This is a genomic window from Arthrobacter sp. TJ-236, from assembly GCF_058269235.1.
Window position 1 is genome coordinate 69,928 of record NZ_JBZCNI010000006.1, and the last position, 15,670, is coordinate 85,597.

17 protein-coding genes are annotated in these 15,670 nt (G+C 70.7%); 11 read left to right on the forward strand and 6 right to left on the reverse strand.

Translation table 11 applies throughout. The annotated features are described in order from the left end of the window. The first annotated feature begins 3 nt into the window (after positions 1–3). Entirely contained in the window at positions 4–1,335 is a 1,332-nt protein-coding gene (gene paaK / locus AC4D16_RS16185) for a phenylacetate--CoA ligase PaaK (RefSeq protein ID WP_490947773.1), read from the forward strand. Between the two features lies 1 nt (position 1,336). On the opposite strand, the gene AC4D16_RS16190 is transcribed toward paaK, so the two are convergent. After that, a complete protein-coding gene (locus AC4D16_RS16190; protein WP_490955723.1) occupies positions 1,337–1,642 on the reverse strand; it encodes a hypothetical protein in 306 nt (101 codons plus the stop codon). Positions 1,643–1,755: 113 nt separating this feature from the next. Between AC4D16_RS16190 and AC4D16_RS16195 the strand changes: the two genes are divergently transcribed. From AC4D16_RS16195 to AC4D16_RS16205, 3 genes are all read left to right on the forward strand, one after another. Further along, entirely contained in the window at positions 1,756–2,211 is a 456-nt protein-coding gene (locus tag AC4D16_RS16195) for an LbetaH domain-containing protein (RefSeq protein ID WP_490955736.1), read from the forward strand. Continuing rightward, positions 2,157–2,324 carry a DapH/DapD/GlmU-related protein gene (locus AC4D16_RS16200; RefSeq protein ID WP_490955724.1) on the forward strand — a complete coding sequence of 56 codons (168 nt, stop codon included), beginning with the start codon at positions 2,157–2,159 and terminating at the stop codon, positions 2,322–2,324. Before AC4D16_RS16195 ends, AC4D16_RS16200 begins: the two co-directional genes overlap by 55 nt. Before the next feature lie 205 nt (positions 2,325–2,529). Next, positions 2,530–3,237, forward strand: a complete 708-nt coding sequence (locus AC4D16_RS16205; protein ID WP_490955725.1) for a hypothetical protein — start codon at positions 2,530–2,532, stop codon at positions 3,235–3,237. Between the two features lie 51 nt (positions 3,238–3,288). Here the strand turns inward: AC4D16_RS16205 and AC4D16_RS16210 are convergent, their stop codons facing one another. The 3 genes from AC4D16_RS16210 to AC4D16_RS16220 all read right to left on the reverse strand — a co-directional run bounded on the left by AC4D16_RS16210 (position 3,289) and on the right by AC4D16_RS16220 (position 8,162). Continuing rightward, complete coding sequence (locus tag AC4D16_RS16210) at positions 3,289–4,389, reverse strand: SDR family oxidoreductase (protein WP_490955726.1); 1,101 nt, start codon at positions 4,387–4,389, stop codon at positions 3,289–3,291. Positions 4,390–4,579: 190 nt separating this feature from the next. Beyond that, positions 4,580–6,259: a thiamine pyrophosphate-binding protein gene (locus AC4D16_RS16215; protein ID WP_490955727.1), complete on the reverse strand. Its 1,680-nt coding sequence runs from the start codon at positions 6,257–6,259 to the stop codon at positions 4,580–4,582. Positions 6,260–6,854: 595 nt separating this feature from the next. After that, a complete protein-coding gene (locus AC4D16_RS16220) occupies positions 6,855–8,162 on the reverse strand; it encodes an MFS transporter (RefSeq protein ID WP_490948749.1) in 1,308 nt (435 codons plus the stop codon). A 233-nt stretch (positions 8,163–8,395) separates the two neighbouring features. Here AC4D16_RS16220 and AC4D16_RS16225 point away from each other — a divergent pair, with 233 nt between their 5' ends. The 5 genes from AC4D16_RS16225 (at position 8,396) to AC4D16_RS16245 (ending at position 12,334) form a co-directional block, all read left to right on the forward strand. Further along, a complete protein-coding gene (locus AC4D16_RS16225; RefSeq protein ID WP_490947782.1) occupies positions 8,396–9,244 on the forward strand; it encodes an HpcH/HpaI aldolase/citrate lyase family protein in 849 nt (282 codons plus the stop codon). Positions 9,245–9,379: 135 nt separating this feature from the next. Further along, positions 9,380–10,189: a DUF4397 domain-containing protein gene (locus AC4D16_RS16230; protein ID WP_490955735.1), complete on the forward strand. Its 810-nt coding sequence runs from the start codon at positions 9,380–9,382 to the stop codon at positions 10,187–10,189. Between the two features lie 86 nt (positions 10,190–10,275). Continuing rightward, positions 10,276–10,953 (forward strand): class F sortase, encoded by a 678-nt coding sequence (locus AC4D16_RS16235; protein WP_490955728.1) that lies wholly within the window; start codon positions 10,276–10,278, stop codon positions 10,951–10,953. Positions 10,954–11,031: 78 nt separating this feature from the next. Continuing rightward, on the forward strand, positions 11,032–11,595 hold the full coding sequence (locus AC4D16_RS16240; protein WP_490955729.1) for an RNA polymerase sigma factor: 564 nt from the start codon (positions 11,032–11,034) through the stop codon (positions 11,593–11,595). Further along, positions 11,582–12,334, forward strand: coding sequence for an anti-sigma factor (locus AC4D16_RS16245; RefSeq protein WP_490955730.1), 753 nt, complete (start codon positions 11,582–11,584; stop codon positions 12,332–12,334). The genes AC4D16_RS16240 and AC4D16_RS16245 overlap by 14 nt, the downstream gene beginning before the upstream one ends. A gap of 12 nt (positions 12,335–12,346) precedes the next feature. On the opposite strand, the gene AC4D16_RS16250 is transcribed toward AC4D16_RS16245, so the two are convergent. Both AC4D16_RS16250 and AC4D16_RS16255 read right to left on the reverse strand, forming a co-directional pair. Continuing rightward, on the reverse strand, positions 12,347–12,577 hold the full coding sequence (locus AC4D16_RS16250) for a zinc ribbon domain-containing protein (protein WP_490955731.1): 231 nt from the start codon (positions 12,575–12,577) through the stop codon (positions 12,347–12,349). Between the two features lie 56 nt (positions 12,578–12,633). Then, complete coding sequence (locus AC4D16_RS16255; protein ID WP_490955732.1) at positions 12,634–13,266, reverse strand: hypothetical protein; 633 nt, start codon at positions 13,264–13,266, stop codon at positions 12,634–12,636. Between the two features lie 170 nt (positions 13,267–13,436). On the opposite strand from AC4D16_RS16255, the gene AC4D16_RS16260 reads away from it, so the two are divergent. Together AC4D16_RS16260 and AC4D16_RS16265 are read left to right on the forward strand one after the other, a co-directional pair. Next, complete coding sequence (locus AC4D16_RS16260) at positions 13,437–14,210, forward strand: ABC transporter ATP-binding protein (protein WP_490955733.1); 774 nt, start codon at positions 13,437–13,439, stop codon at positions 14,208–14,210. Next, complete coding sequence (locus tag AC4D16_RS16265; protein ID WP_490955734.1) at positions 14,207–15,595, forward strand: FtsX-like permease family protein; 1,389 nt, start codon at positions 14,207–14,209, stop codon at positions 15,593–15,595. The genes AC4D16_RS16260 and AC4D16_RS16265 overlap by 4 nt, the downstream gene beginning before the upstream one ends. Positions 15,596–15,670 lie beyond the last annotated feature (75 nt).

Genomic DNA, 15,670 nt, shown 5'->3' on the forward strand with positions numbered 1-15,670 from the left:
CCGATGACCACCGTGCCACTGCGGGCGACGGCCGCTGATCCGGCGTCCCTCGACGACGAGGAGACGTGGAGCCGCGACCACCTCGAGGCCGTGCAGCTCGAGCGGCTGCAGGCCACGCTCGCGCATGCGTACGCCAACGTGCCGCTGTACCGGCGGAAGTTCGACGACGCCGGCGTGCACCCCTCGGACCTGCGGTCCCTCGAGGATCTGGCGCGGTTCCCCTTCACCACGAAGGAGGACCTCCGCAGCACCTACCCGTTCGGGATGTTCGCCGTGCCGCAGGCGCAGGTCGCGCGCGTGCACGCGTCGTCGGGCACCACGGGCCAGCCCACCGTCGTCGGGTACACCCTCGGGGACCTCGACCGGTGGGCGTCGCTCGTGGCGCGCTCGCTGCGTGCCTCCGGGGTCAAGCCGGGCTGGAAGGTGCACAACGCCTACGGGTACGGCCTGTTCACGGGCGGGCTCGGCGCGCACGCGGGCGCCGAACGGCTCGGCTGCACGGTGATCCCCATCTCGGGAGGGCAGACCGAGCGTCAGGTGCAGCTCATCCGCGACTTCGAGCCGGACGCGATCCTCGCGACGCCCACCTACCTGCTGACCATCCTCGACGCGATGGCGGCTGCGGGGATCGACCCGCGTTCGACGTCCCTCAAGACCGCCGTGCTCGGCGCCGAGCCGTGGACCGAAGGCATGCGCCAGGAGCTCGAGGGCCGCATGGCGTTCGACGCCTGCGACATCTACGGCCTGTCCGAGGTGATGGGGCCGGGCGTCGCGGGGGAGTGCGTGGAATCGAAGGACGGCTCGCACGTCTGGGAGGACCACTTCCGCCCCGAGATCATCGACCCCTTCACCGAGCAGGTACTCGCCGACGGTGCCGCGGGGGAGCTGGTGTTCACGTCCCTCACCAAGGAGGCCCTGCCGATCATCCGCTACCGGACGCACGACCTCACGCGGCTGCTGCCCGGCACGGCGCGGCCGGGCATGCGCAGGATGGAGCGGATCACCGGGCGGAGCGACGACATGGTGATCGTCCGCGGGGTGAACCTGTTCCCCACGCAGGTCGAGGAACTGGCGCTGGCGATCCCGGCGCTGAGCCCGCACTTCCAGCTGGAGCTGACCCGGCCGGAGGGCCAGCGCATGGACCAGCTGACCATCCGCGTGGAGCCGCGGGACGGCGTCACGGCCGTCGAGGCGACGGCGGCGGCCGAGGAACTGCGGCACCGCATCAAGACGCACATCGGGACCACGTGCCAGGTCGCGGTCGTCGAGCAGGGCTCGCTCGTACGCTCCAGCGGGAAGCTGAAGCGCATTTACGACCTCCGACCGCGCTCCTGACTCAGCTACGGCGCCGGGCCAGCAGGCTGTAGGAGTTGGGAAGCTGCCCGCTCCACGCCGCCGCGTGAGTGCCGGCCGGCTTCCAGAACGGGTCCGGGTGCTCCGTGAGGTGAAGGAGCTCGAAACCCGCGCCGAGAAAGGCCATCACCACCTCGGCGAGCGTGCGCTGGTGTTCCACGGTGCCACCCGCGGGGAAGGAGTCGTTGACGTGGCTGCGCTCGAAGTACCCGCGGTCGGGGCGGAGTTCTGCCTGCTCCTCGTCCCAGGTCCACAGCGGCGTCAGGGGGTGCGCCTCGTAGACGAACACGTGGCCGCCTGATCGCAGGATCCGGTGCATCTCCACGAGGAACGCCCCGAGGTCATCGCCCCACCCTGTCAGGGTTGACCGATACCGCCAACGTTCCGCAGGAGAGGATCGCCATGACCCTCGAGGATCTGCTGGACGAGCTGAGGGCCGGCAGGACCATCCCGGGAGGCTCTCCGCTGCACGCGGTCATGCACGAGACCAGTCAGGAAGCCCTGCGCATCACCGGCGAGTTGAACAGCGGGTGGAGGGAGCCGGCCGAGGTGCGTCGGCTCCTGTCCCGGCTGATCGGTGCGCCGGTGGACGAGTCCGTGACCGTCTTCCCGCCGTTCCACACCGATTTCGGCAGGAACATCACGATCGGGCGCCGGGTGTTCATCAACGCAGGGTGCATGTTCCAGGACCAGGGCGGCATCACGATCGGGGACGACTGCCTCATCGGACACAACGCGGTCCTCGCGACCCTCAACCACGACCTCGCCCCGAGCCGCCGAAGGATCTCATCCCGGCGCCGATCGTGCTCGGTCCGAACGTCTGGATCGGCGCGAACGCCACGATCCTGCCCGGGGTGACGGTCGGGCGGAACGCCGTGGTCGCGACGGCGTCCGTGGTGACCCGGGATGTTCCCGACGATGCGGTCGTCGTGGGATCTCCGGCGAAGGTGGTCCGGTACGCCACCTACTGACGCGACGACGCCGTCGCGCTGATCCACGTGCACAGGAGCCGTGCCCGCGCGGCTTTGTTCGCCCGTCCCTCGTTCGCCGTCCCACCGCCTGCCCGCCGCCCGTCCCGCCCGCGCCCCGCCGCCCGTCCCTCGCCAGGAGCGGGCCCGAGGGCTAGCATCGCGGTACACCGCACCGACCGGACGCGGCTCGAGGGATGGGGGTCCCATGAGGAAGCTCGTCATGGTGTGCGCGCTGGGCGCTGTACTGGTGGTCTCGGCCTGCGGGCAGGGGCCCGCGGAACGCCAGCCTGTGGTCGGCGAGACCGCCGGGAGCACCCCCGGGAGGTGGCAGATCGGCGTCGGTGGCGTTCAGGATGGCGATCCGGCGCAGTGCATCGAGGATCCGTCGGTCGCTGAAGCCTGGCAATCTGCGTCCTACCCGTCGTCGAGCATGGGGCTCGCTCTCGTGGCCGATGCGAGCGGGACCGACGCCGAACGCATAGCCCAGTGCCTCCGCGCGGCTCTCCCGACGAACGAGGTGACGGTCACGAGGGTCGCGCAGACGCAGACGATCCCGGAGGGCCCTCCCGTCATCGGTGCAGAACCCGTGGGCCCAGATCCCTCCGCGGTGCCCCTCCCGGACCACGCTCCCGACGCCCCTCCACCCTGCACCTCGGCCGCGCAGCCCCCGCTGATCACGCACGAAGGGGGAGTCGTCGCAGCGACAGCGTGCTCCGGATCCGAGGGTGAACCGCTGACCCCGGAGGAGATGCAGAACGCACAGCCGATGCCGATGCCGGTGCAGCCCGATCCGGCCGGACCGGCAGCAGAGCCAGGGCAGGGTGCCGACCCCGGCCGCGCTGTCCCGGCCGAACCCCTCCCGGCCCACTCCGGTGCGGTCATACCGGCGGCGCCTTCCACCGATTCGAGGTAGTGCGCTCACCTGTTCGGCGTCGCCCCGGCGTTGTCGCACACCCGCGACGCGTCAGGTCAGCGGCGGGATGACACGGTCGGCAGCGAGCGTGTTGAACAGGTCGAGGAAGCGGTCCTCCGTGTCGAGGCAGTCGCCGAAGCCGTGCTGGCGCGCCTTGATGGTCGAGGTGACGTTGTCGAAGTCCGAGCGGAAGAGGAAGTCGCCGAATGACCACCCGGCGAGGTCGGCGAACGGCGTCGGGACCAGCCCGTGCTCCTCCACCATGCCCGCCCAGAGCCGCTCGTGGTGCGGCATGGCCTCGGCGAGGTCCACCGGCTGAGGCTCGGCGTAGTCCATGCCGAAGTGGCGCGCGAACACGGGCCAGAGGTGTCGCCAGCGGATCTGGTCGCCGTTGGTGATGTTGTAGACCTCGCCGGCCGCCCTGGGTTCGGCGCCGGCCCAGACCGTGGCCCTCGCCAGGAGGGATGCGTCCGTCACCTGGTACAGGGCGTCGTAGGCGGCGTGCGTACCGGGGAAGCGCAGGGGCTGACCGAGTTCGCGGCAGATGCTCGCGTACACGGCAATGACCATGAGGATGTTCATCGGGTTGCCGGTCGCGTACCCCACCACGCCCTCCGGACGCAGCATCGTGGCGTCGAAGCCGTGCTTCGCCGCGGCTGCCCGGAGGATGTCCTCCTGGTCGTAGTAGAAGTTCGGCTGCACGAGGCGCGGGTCGCGTTCCTTGGCGGGCGTGTTGAAGTAGCCGAGGTGCGCGCCGTAGGCCTTGCCGCCTTGGTACAGCGTGACGTGGCGCAGCGGTGCGCCGGCGGCCTCCAGGCCCTGCAGCGCATTGGTCAGCAGCGCGGAGTTCACCTCGATCTGCTCCGCCGTGGTGGGCCGCTCGATGTACGCGCCGAACACGAGATGCGTGGTGTCGCTCGCGGCCTCGAGTCCCCGCCCTGTCGCCTCCGCATTCAGGAGGTCGACGGCGAGGTGCTCCCAGCGCGCTCCGTCGACGGGCCGGCGGCTGAGCCCTCGGACGGGCACACCGAGGCGGGTGTGCTCGTCGGCGACGTGCCTCCCGATGACACCCCCCGCGCCGGCCACGAGCACGGAACGGTCGTCGGCCGCCCCCGGGGGTACGGCTGCGGTCGGGTTCGTCGTGGCGGTCACGGTGGCTCCTCGGAGGATGGTCTCGGCACCCTGGCCAGCCGCGGGATCCGACGGTGTCGGTGCGCGCGGCCCGGGTGGTTCCTGCTTCGACCCTAGTCCGCTGCGGCCACACCGTCGTCGCCCGGGGACCGCTCGAGAGGAGACGCCGGAAGCGCTTGACGCGGGCCGCTACCTCCGGCCCCAGCAGCCGCTACGTCCGAGCGCCCGTCGCGACCGCGACGATCTCCTGCATGTAGGGAGCCACGATCTGCTGGGAGATGCGGCAGTCGAGCAGGAGCACGCCGTCGTCGTCGGACCCGAGCCACTCCTCGACGCCGGCGAGATCCTCCAGGCCGGCGATCACGGCGGAGTGCGCGCCGAGCGCGGAGGCGAGGCCCGCGAAGTTCACCTCGTCGATCATCATGGGCCCGGAGTCGATGCCGCGGACCGCGTACTGGTGGATCTCGGCGCCGTACGCGGCGTCGTTGAACACCACGATCACGGCGCGGCGGGCGGTTCTGATCACGCTGTCGAGGTCCGAGAGCGCCATGAGCCCGCCGCCGTCGCCCGTGCAGAGCACCAGCGTGGAGTCCGGCAGTGCGCGGGCCGCCCCGACCGCACTTGGGAATCCGAGGCCGATCGTCTGGTACGCCGTCCCCACCATGATCAGGCGGTTCGGCGCGGACACGCGGAGATAGGCGGGAGCCCAGCCGATGAAGTGGCCGCCGTCCTGGACGATCGCCCGGTCCGCGGGGAGCATGCGGTCGAGCGCGCGGCAGAGGCTCCGCGGGTCGAGGCGACCGTCGGGCGCGGTGGCGTCGCCGTCGGGCCGTGCGTCGTGTGCGCCGCGGGTGTCGACGGCGTCGCGCCAGCGGTTCGCGGCGCGGTGGGGCACGACGGCGAGGAGGGCCTCCGCGGCGAGCCGCGCGTCGCTGCGGACGTACCGGGTGACCAGGGGCGATGTCGGGCCGGGCGCGACGCCGACCTGGACGACCTCCGCGTCCGCGGAGAAGCAGTGACCGAAGCGGGTGGTGAACTGGTTGAGCGCGGCACCGAGGACCAGCACTGCGTCGGCCTGCTCGATCAGCTCGGCTGTCCGCTCCGAGGCCCAGCCGCCGGCGATCCCGAGGGCGCCGCCGTGCTCCGCGAAGAAGCCCGCGCCGAGGCCGGAGGTGGCGGTGAGTGCGCCGAGGCGGTCGGCGAGCTGGGCGGCGACATCCCGGGCGCCGCTGATCCACGCTCCCCTGCCCGCGAGGACCAGCGGACGCTCGGCCCGGGCGAGGAGGGCAGCGATCTGCGCCATGTCGGTGAGGGCGGGCTCCACCCGGGCGGGGACGGCCCGGGGCCCCATCGCCTCGTCGACGGCGGCATCGGCGCCCGCGAGGTCGTAGGGTATGGCCAGCACCACGGGTTCGCGGTGCAGCAGGGCGTGCGCGACGGCGGCGAGCGTGACCGCGGTGGGCCGTTCGGCGTCGACCGTGAACGTGGTGGCGCCGAGGCCCTTGGCGATGCCCGCCTGGTCCACGTCCCAGGGACGCACGCCGGTGGTAGGGGCGTCGCCGACCACGAGCACCAGCGGGATCTCCGCCTGCACGGCCTCGGCGAGCGGCGTCAGGGCGTTGGTGAAACCGGCGCCGTACGTGGTGGTCGCGACTGCGATGCGGCCGCTCGCGCGGTGATACGCGTCGGCTGCGGCGACCGCGCCGGCCTCGTGGCGGACGGCCGTGAAGTGCAGGACGGGCGAGCCCATGACGGCGTCGAGGAAGTGGGCGTTGCCGTTGCCCATCACACCGAACACCTCGGTGGCGACGGTTTCGAGGGCGGTGGCGATGCGCGCAGACACGGTGGACGCTGTGGGAGTGGTGCGGGTGGTCGGCATGGAGGTCCTCATGGAGCGGACGTCCTCCGGGCGCGGCATCGCTGCACACGGTCACCCGGACGACGACAGTGGGTGGGTTCCGTATGTGCCTCGGGCCCCTGGCCCTTATTGCCTCTTTTGCAGGCACGGCGCCTGGAGCGCCCGACGTCGACACTCTAGCGGCTCCCGCGCGGCCGATGTTGCCGTCGTCTTACCAGGGGTGGCCGCGGGTGCGGGGCAGGTGGTGGGTCGGCCGACGGCTGGCGCGGGCCGATTCAGCGATGAGGGGCCGCTTCCTCCCATTCCATCGGCGCGTGACGAGGGAATACGCCCTTCCTCCCACTGGTCGGGTCCATCACCTGGGAGGAAGCCGCCTGTCCGGGGGCGGGCACCCTGCCGCCGGGCCGCCGTCGGGCACACCCGCCCGAGCGGACCATCCCACAGTGCCTGCGTGCAGTGCGGGCATGTCCGCACATGCCCACACTGCGTCGCCTCACAGTGGAACGTTCCGCTCCCGGGAATCGGTTGGGCCCCTCACCCGGTGTGGAGGAGGGGCCCGACGACGACCGCCAGCGGCGGCGGGTCCGCCGGCGTCGGCGCTGACGAGCGGCGCCAACGCCTGCTTGCGTCAGCGGCTGGTGGCCTCGACGTGGTCGTCCGCCTCCAGCGGGGCACCCTTCGTCTCCTTGACCAGCGTCACGCCGATGAAGGAGATGACGCAGAGCACCATGATGTAGAAGCTGATGGAGATGGACTGCTGGGTCTCCCGCAGCAGGGCCTCCGCGATGAGGGGAGCGAAGGCGCCACCGAGGATCGCGCCGAGCGCATAGCCGATCCCGATCCCGGAGTAGCGGACGTTGGCGGGGAACATCTCCGCGTACATGGCGGACATGGGGCCGTAGGACAACCCGAGCCCGATGGTCAGCACGAAGATGGCGATGCCGTAGGCCCAGATGTTGCGGGTGTCGATCAGCAGGAACAGCGGGATCATCCACAGGAAGATGAGCCCGTAGCCGATCTGGAAGGTGCGGACGCGGCCGATGCGGTCGGAGAGGATGCCCCCGTACAGGGTGAAGATGAGCCAGCCGAACGCGGCCAGCAGCGTGGCGAGCAGCACGGGTGCCGCGGGCATGCCGAGGGTGCGCTGCGCGTAGGAGGAGAGGAACGCGATGACGAGGTAGCCGGCCGCGTTGTTGCCGATGAAGATCACGGCGGCGAGGACCACCTGCTTCTTGTTCGTCCTCAGCAGGCTGCGCAGGGGCGTCGCCGTCTCGCGCCTCCGCTCGATCATGCGCTTGAAGACGGGGCTCTCCGCGACGGCGGACCGGATGAAGTACCCCACGACGATCAGCACGACCGACAGCAGGAACGGGATGCGCCAGCCCCAGGCCAGGAAGGCCTCGGGGGACAGGGAGGTCCGGAGCAGGTACAGCACGAGGGTCGCCAGGATCATCCCGACGGGAACGCCGATCTGGGGGTAGGCGCCCCAGAACCCGCGCTTGTTCACGGGTGCGTGCTCGACGGCCATGAGGGCTGCCCCGCCCCACTCGCCACCGGCGGAGAACCCCTGCAGGATGCGCAGCAGCATCAGGAGGACGGGCGCCCAGATGCCGATCTGCGCGTAGGTGGGCAGGAGACCGATCAGAGCGGTTGCGGAGCCCATCAGCACGAGGGTGAAGACGAGCATGGCCTTCCGGCCGATCTTGTCACCCAGCCTGCCGGCGACCACGGCTCCAAGCGGCCGGAAGAAGAAGCTGATGCCGATCGTGGCCCAGGCCACGAGCTGCGCCAGCCCGGTGCTCTCCTCCTCGAGGGGTCCGAAGTAGAGGGTCGCGAAGACGATGCCCGCAGCCTGGGCGAAGATGAAGAAGTCGTACCACTCGATGGTTGTGCCGACCATGGTGCCTGCGAGCACCTTCCGGTCGGCGGCGCTCATGCGCTCAGGGGCTCGCGAGTTCGTCTCGGACGCCTGACGGTCTGGTGCCATGGCCATGAAAAACCTCATTGTCTTTCGGGGTGCGGTGCCGCGGACGGCGGACCGCGGGACGGATCGTATACGAATGCTAGGCCCGGGTCCGCACACGGTCAAGGTCTTTTGGTCGTAGTGTTCGCGCCTCGGCAGGCCGCCTCGGTGGCTATTGACGGCGCGCGCTCAGTACTGTTTGGAGTATGGCCACCTCCCTCAGAAACAGCCGCGCTGCCGCGCTTCCCGCCAAGCTCTCCCGATCCTGGCTGCTGGCCTCCGCTGCTTCCGAGCACACGTTCATCCCGGCCCTGACGTCCGAGGCCGATTCCGTGGTCTTCGACATGGAGGACGCCGTACCGGCGGCGAACAAGCTGGAAGCCCGCGAGCGCGTGGTCGAAGCCCTGTCCACGGGCATGACCGCGTGGGTGCGTGTGAACGGCATCGAGACGGAGTACTGGGCCGACGACCTCGCGGCTCTCTCGGGGACGCCCGGTCTGCGCGGTGTCATGCTCGCCATGACCGAGAAGCCGGAGCAGGTGACCCACACGGCCATGCGGCTGCAGGCGGGCACGCCGGTGCTCGCCCTGATCGAATCCGCCCTCGGCATCGAGAACGCGACGGCGATCGCCAGCGCCCCGGGCACGTTCCGCCTCGCGTTCGGCGTCGGTGATTTCCGCCGCGACACCGGGGCGTCGGACGATCCGATGGCGCTCGCCTATGCGCGCTCCAAGCTCGTGGTGGCGTCCCGCGTGGGGCAGCTGCCCGGCCCGATCGACGGACCGACCGTCGGAGCCCTCGGCAACGACCTTCTCGAAGCCTGCAAGGTCACGGCGTCCATGGGGATGACCGGCAAGCTGTGCCTCCTGCCGGACGCCACGGACACCATCAACCAGGGCCTGTCCCCGAGCGAGTCCGAGATCAACTGGGCCGCGGAGTTGCTGCGGGAGCACGCGGCCGGGGCGGTCGTCGGCGACGGCTCGTACCTGCCGCGCCTCGCACGAGCACAGAAGATCTCCTCACTGGCCGATTCGTACGGCCTCTGGAACGCCTGATCGGGCGCCGGGGAACCCCGGGGAAAAAAAGTGCAGCTTCCGTGCATCCGAAGCGGGGCCGACGCCGGTAGTACAGGGTGCCAGCCAGTCGAGCCCCCACCGGGGCCCAGCCAAGGAGTAGCCACGCACAGAAGCCTGTATGCCGCCGGAGCAGCTTCCGTCGTCGGAGCCGCGTCCCTCGCCGCCCCGGCGAGTGCAGCCGAAGCACCCGCACCCGCCGCGTTGTCCGTGTTGCACGCCGTGCCTGATCTCACCGTGGACGTGTACGTCAATGGTGCCCTCACCCTCGACGACTTCACCCCCGGAACCCTCGCCGGTCCGCTCGAACCGCCGGCCGGCGACTACCAGCTCGCGGTGACGGCGGCCGACGCCGCGGACGCGAGCGCCCCGCTCATCGGGCCGGTGGACGTCACCCTGGCGGCCGGTGGCAACTACACCGCGACGGCGAACCTCGACGCCGAGGGCGCCCCCACCGCCAACTTCTACACCAATGACATCTCGACCGTCCCTGCAGGCGAGGCACGGGTCACGGTGCGCCACACCGCAGCGGCTCCCGCCGTCGACGTTCTCGCGGGCGGCTCGCCGATCGTCCAGACCCTGAGCGACCCCGATGAGGCCTCCCTCACCACGGCTGCCGGCACGGTCTCCGCCGCCGTCGCGGCCGCGGGCACCACCGAGCCCGTCATCGGCCCGGCGGACCTCACGCTCGGCGAGGGAACCTCGACGATCGTCTACGCCTGGGGCAGCCTCGAAGCGGGCAACCTGCAGCTCGCCACCCAGGTGATCGAGGGTCTGCACTCCACGCCGAGCAGCGTCCCGGGTGGGCAGTCCGGCCTCGCAGCTTCCGAGGACAACGGCGCAGCGGCTCTCGGCCTCGGCGCTCTGCTCATGGTGGCGCTCGGCGGAGTCGTCGCGGCATCGCGCCGTCGCACCAGCAAGGTCTAGGACCTGCTGACGCGATGACCCGGGGAGCGGAGGGCCGTACCGGCTTTCCGCTCCCTCCCCACCGATTCCCCGAAGGAACCCACGCCGTGCACCGAGACCGCTCCGCCGTCGTCGTCCTCGCCGCCCTGCTCCTGACGGGATGCGCCCAGGGCGGGAACGGTGCCGGGGATCCGGCGCCCACCGCCGAGGTGTCGGTACAGGCGCAGCCCGGGGTCTCCGCGCCTCCGGTGAGGAACTCCGTCACGGATCCGCTGACCGCCCCGGTGACTCCGCAGGCCGCCCCTCTCGTCAGACCGGCGGATGCGGCACTCCAGCCGCCCGATCCGCGGCCCGTCTCCCTTTCCGTCGAGGGCACCGACATTGACGTCGCCGTAGTGGAGGTCGGGATCGAGGAGAACGACGCCATGGAGATCCCGGACAGCTTCTACGAGGCCGGGTGGTACCGCTTCGGGCCGGCACCCGGAGCCGACGCCGGGAACGCCGTGATCGCCGCGCACGTGGACAGCCTCACGGAGGTCATGCCGTTCGCGCAGCTCAAGGACGTGGATGCCGGGAGCATCGTGACGGTCGGTCTCGAGGACGGGCGTTCGTTGAGCTACCGCGTCACGGACGTGAGCACGGTCCCGAAGGCCACGCTGAACGGCTCCGAGATCTTCGACCGCGACGGCGCTCACGAGCTGAAGGTCATCACTTGCGGCGGGGACTGGCTGCCGGAGGAGGGCGACTATGAAGATGATGTGGTCCTCACAGCCCTGCCACTCTGAACCGTGCCGGATGCGAAAACCGGGATGAACGGTGTCCCCGCGGCGCGACTCCGGGAAGCCGCGCGCAAGGAGGGCTGGGTGGATTCTTCCGGTTCCGCGTGGACCGAGGAGCTCGATCGCAGCTTCGCAGCGGGTGACGAGACCACCCTGGCCGAGGCGTACGGGCGTGTCTCGCCGCTGGTGTTCTCCATCGCGCTCCGCTCGCTCGACGACCGCGCTGCCGCAGCGGACGTCACCCAGGACGTGTTCGTCAGGGCCTGGCGTTTCCGCGGGAGCTACAACCCGGCAGCGGGTTCGGCGCCGGCCTGGATCCTCGGGATCAGCCGCAACGCGGTGGTCGATGTCCTCGCGGCGCGGTCACGGCAGCAGCAGCTCGTGGCCCGCGCAGTGGCCCTGCCCGATACGCGGATCGAACGGAGCTCCACCGTGGACTCCATCGCGGACCGTGTGGTGACGCGCGCCGAGCTGGATCTCCTCGGGGAGCCTCAGGGATCGATCCTCAGGCTCGCCTTCTACGAAGACTTCACACATCAACAGATTGCCGAACGTCTCGCCCTCCCGCTGGGAACGGTCAAGAGCCACATTCGCAGGAGTCTGGTCCAGCTACGCACGCGATTGGGGGAGTGGAATGCGGCATCTTGACCCGGAGACGGCCGCCCTCGCCGCGATCGGCGAGACCGTGGACCCGCGATCGGCAGAGCATCTCTCCTCCTGCATCCAGTGCTCGGTGGAGGTCGAGGACCTGCGCGACGTCGTGCTCATCGCGCGCGACGGCGGCCAAGGGCCCCTCGAGCAGCCCGGCCCCGCCGTCTGGGAGGCCATCTCCCGGGAACTCGGTCTCACCGATCCGTCGAGCACGGCCGACGGCCAGGGCGCCCCGGGGGTGCGCGATGGTGCGACGGTGATTCCCCTCCGCGCGGCGCAATCACGACGTGGGGGCCGGCGCTTCTCGGGCCGCTGGCTCGCAGCGGCGGCTGCGATCGGCATCATCGCGGGCGGTGCCTCGCTGTGGGGTCTCGAGGCGTTCAGGAGCGACGACGGCGCCGTCCTCGCCCGCACCGACCTCGCAGCACTCCCCGGCTACTCGGGCGGTGGCGCGGTGACGGTCACGCAGCATAGCGACGGCGCGAGGGTCCTCGACGTCTCTGTCGAGGGGCAGCAGCCGGCGGGGTACCGCGAGGTCTGGCTGATCGCCCCCGACCTGACCCGCATGTACACCGTGGGCGTGATGGACGGCGACGAGGGCACCTTCACCGTGCCGGCGGACATCGATCTCGCCCACTTCCCGATCGTGGACGTCTCGGACGAGCCGTACGACGGCGACCCCACGCACTCCACCGTGAGCCTGGTTCGCGGGACGGTCGATCCGACGGACGGCTGACCCGCGTGGGGCTCAGCCGCCGAGGGCGCGCTGTTCCGAGCCGCTGAGCCGGGTGGTCCCGCCGCAGTTCGTGCAGGCCTGCAGGCGTGTCTTCTTGAGGGTGATGAGCGGGATGAAGAACACGGAGAGCTTCGTCTTGCGGACGATCGCCTGCTGCGGCGCGAAGACGCCGCAGTACCGGCAGGTGGCGGAGCGTGTGAAGTGGAGATGCTCACGCGTGGACAGACCGAAGAGGAAGAACATCCCTCAACGGTAGCCATCGCCGCCGATTCCGGGGCCGGATCGGCAAGGTCGCCGCCCTACTTGCGCTCCGGATCGACCATCCCATCCGTCCTTGCGAGGAAGCGTCCCTTGCGGCGGAAGTCGAGGACCGCCCACACCGAGATCGCGATGAAGCTGGTCACGAGTACCGCAGAGATCCAGTCGACATCATCGAGGAGGGAAGCGAGCGAATACAGCCAGAAGGGCAGCACGAGAAGCTGGGTCGCCGACCCTTTGCGGAGCTGCACCGCAGCTCCGCGCGCGATCCGAAGGTGATCAGGGTTCAGCGGCGCTCTACCGGAGATTTGCTTGAGCACGAGTGCGCGCTCGTCCTTCTCGAGGGCGAAGAGCACGCCCATATTCGTGCTTCGTCCGAGGTTCGCCCGTGGCGCGAGGCGTTTCGAGTTGTACAGCAGGCCGCAGATGCCTCCGCCCAGCGCGATCAGGAAGATGACGAGTTGGACGGCGAAGCCCCACTCGATCGGTCCGGGGAGGAGCGCCGCGATTCCAAGCACGAGGCCGACCGCCAGCAATGCCCCTGCCGGGAAGTACCGCGTGTAGTAGAGCCGTAGGGCCTCTCCCATGCCGTTGTCGGCAACGCCGTGCGCGTACCGCTCCGCCCGCGCCCAGCGCACGCGCTTCTTCTCCTGGAGATCGTCGAGCCCCGCCATTGCCGTTCCCCCGGTTCGTCGCGTCGGTCGTCGTCCGTTGCACTGCTCCTCATCCTGCCACCGCCCGCACACGGGATGAGTGCGCCGTCCCCCCGCGGTATGAGCCCCGGCGGCGGACGGTCCCACCCTCGCCCGACGCGCTCGAGGCGACGCGTCGGAAGCATGGAGGTATGACATCCACACCAGCCACCCACCATGCCCGGCCGCAGCCGCAGCCGCAGCCGCTGCCGCCCGAGGGCGCCCGCCCGGTGGTGCTCAGCGCTCGCGGCCTCACGAAGACCTACGACACCACCCGCGCCCTGGCCGGGCTCAGCCTCGACGTCCGTGGAGGAGAGTCCCTGGCGATCATGGGGCCGTCCGGCGGCGGAAAGACGACCCTGCTCCACTGCCTCGCGGGCATCATCACCCCGGACTCGGGTCAGGTGTTCCTGCAGCAGGGCGGAGGTTCCGAGGACATCGCCCGCATGCCGGATCGGGACCGGTCCGCCCTCCGCCGTGCCTCCTTCGGCTTCGTGTTCCAGCAGGGTCTGCTTATCCCGGAACTCACCGCCCTCGAGAACGTGGCCGTGTCCCTGATGCTGCTCGGCGTGGATCGCGCGAGCGCCGAGCATTCCGCGGCCCAGTGGCTCGCCGCGCTCGGTCTCGGCGGCCTCGGGGGCCGGAGGCTCGGCCAGCTCTCCGGCGGCCAGGCGCAGAGGGTGGCCATCGCGCGCGCCCAGGTGTCCGGTGCGAGCGTGATCTTCGCGGACGAACCCACCGGCGCGCTCGATTCCAGCACGTCCGCCGAGGTCATGGACGTCCTCCTGGACTCGACCGTCGGGACGGGGAAGACCCTCGTGGTGGTCACGCACGACGACGACGTGGCTCGCCGCTGCCGGCGCACCGTCCGGTTGCGCGACGGGCTGATCGTGGACGATGCGTGGAACGCGGAGGTTGCCGCGTGAGCGCCCCCACGCTGTCCGTCACGGACGACCGGGTGCCGTTCTCACGCGTTCCCCCGACTGTCGCCCTGCGTCTCGCCTGGCTCCTCGCGAGGCCCTCGGCCGGGGGAGCCTCCGCGGCGGCGCTGCCCGTCACGGCGTTCGCGCTCGTCACGGCGCTGCTCCTCACGGTCGTCGCCGGCGCGCTGTCCTTCCTGCAGTGGCAGGACGAGACGGCGCAGCTCTACCAGGCGCTGGCCGCGATCGCGACGGCGCTCCTCGTGGTGCCCCTCCTGACCCTCGGCGGGTCCGCGGCGCGGTTGTCGGCCCGACGCCGAGACGAGCGGCTCGCCACCCTGCGGCTCCTGGGCGCGCCGTCCTCGACCGTCGCGGTGATGACGGTCGCCGAGTCCGCGCTCCTCGCGGCCGTCGGTGCACTCGCCGGTGTGATCGGGCACCTCGCGCTCCTGCCCTTCGTGCGCATGATCCCGTTCCGGGGTGAGCCGCTCGGCAGTGCCCTGTGGATGGGCCCCGGTCCGATCGCCCTGGTGACCCTGGGAGTGGTGCTCCTGGCCGCGTTCAGTGCGATGCTCGGTCTCCGGAAGATCGTGATCTCCCCGCTCGGGGTGCGGACCCGCCAGCAGGCGCCGCGGCTGCACTGGCTGCGCGCGGTCGTCGCCGTGGTGGTCATCGCCGTCGTCGCGATGGTCATGGGGAATCTGAGTGGCGTCGCCGACCTCGCGACGATCGTGGTGATCCTCGGAGTCGGCTTCGCCTGTGCCCTGGGTGTCCTCAACCTCATCGGCCCATGGCTCATCGGGGTGGTGGCCCGGCGTCAGGTCCGTTCGGCGAGGACCACGGAGCGGCTGCTGGCCGCACGCCAGATCCTCGATTCACCGAAGGCGGCCTGGAGCCAGGTCAGCGGCGTGGCCATGACCTGCTTCGTCGCGGTGTTCGGCGGCACGGGTGCGGCGCTCATGAACGCGGCGGGGCCCGCGGAGGGCGCAGAGCGGTTCCTGCCCGACGACGTCCGCACAGGAGTGCTGATCACCATCGTGGCGTCGTTCTTGATGGTGGCCTGCTCCGCGGGGATCAACCAGTCCTCACTCCTGCTGGACCGCCGGGCCCTCTACGTCAGCCTCGACCGGCTCGGCATGCCGATGGCCACCATGGACGCCGCCCGTATCAGGGCCGTCATGGCCCCAATCGTCCTGGTGTCCGTGGGCAGCGCGGTGCCTGCGGTGATCGTGATCCTGCCGCTCGCGGGCATGGCACTGATCTTCGCGCCGCTGTCGGTGGGGATCGTCCTCGGGTGCCTCGTCGCCGGCATACTCCTGGTGTACGCCGGCCTCCGCGCCACGCGGCCCGTCCTCAGGCACATCCTCGCGAACCCGGTGGCCGCACTCTAAGAGGTCACGGCGCCGGGTCCTCGACGGTCGAGGCTCAGGTGCGGCGGTAGCGGTTGACCATGGGGCAGTCGAAGG

Bases quoted from the DNA above. Each gene is read 5' to 3' on its own strand.
- paaK (WP_490947773.1), top strand. From the start codon at position 4: ATGACCACCGTGCCACTGCGGGCGACGGCCGCTGATCCGGCGTCCCTC.
- AC4D16_RS16195 (WP_490955736.1), top strand. From the start codon at position 1,756: ATGACCCTCGAGGATCTGCTGGACGAGCTGAGGGCCGGCAGGACCATC.
- AC4D16_RS16205 (WP_490955725.1), top strand. From the start codon at position 2,530: ATGAGGAAGCTCGTCATGGTGTGCGCGCTGGGCGCTGTACTGGTGGTC.
- AC4D16_RS16215 (WP_490955727.1), bottom strand. From the start codon at position 6,259: ATGAGGACCTCCATGCCGACCACCCGCACCACTCCCACAGCGTCCACC.
- AC4D16_RS16220 (WP_490948749.1), bottom strand. From the start codon at position 8,162: ATGAGCGCCGCCGACCGGAAGGTGCTCGCAGGCACCATGGTCGGCACA.
- AC4D16_RS16225 (WP_490947782.1), top strand. From the start codon at position 8,396: ATGGCCACCTCCCTCAGAAACAGCCGCGCTGCCGCGCTTCCCGCCAAG.
- AC4D16_RS16245 (WP_490955730.1), top strand. From the start codon at position 11,582: ATGCGGCATCTTGACCCGGAGACGGCCGCCCTCGCCGCGATCGGCGAG.
- AC4D16_RS16250 (WP_490955731.1), bottom strand. From the start codon at position 12,577: ATGTTCTTCCTCTTCGGTCTGTCCACGCGTGAGCATCTCCACTTCACA.
- AC4D16_RS16255 (WP_490955732.1), bottom strand. From the start codon at position 13,266: ATGGCGGGGCTCGACGATCTCCAGGAGAAGAAGCGCGTGCGCTGGGCG.
- AC4D16_RS16260 (WP_490955733.1), top strand. From the start codon at position 13,437: ATGACATCCACACCAGCCACCCACCATGCCCGGCCGCAGCCGCAGCCG.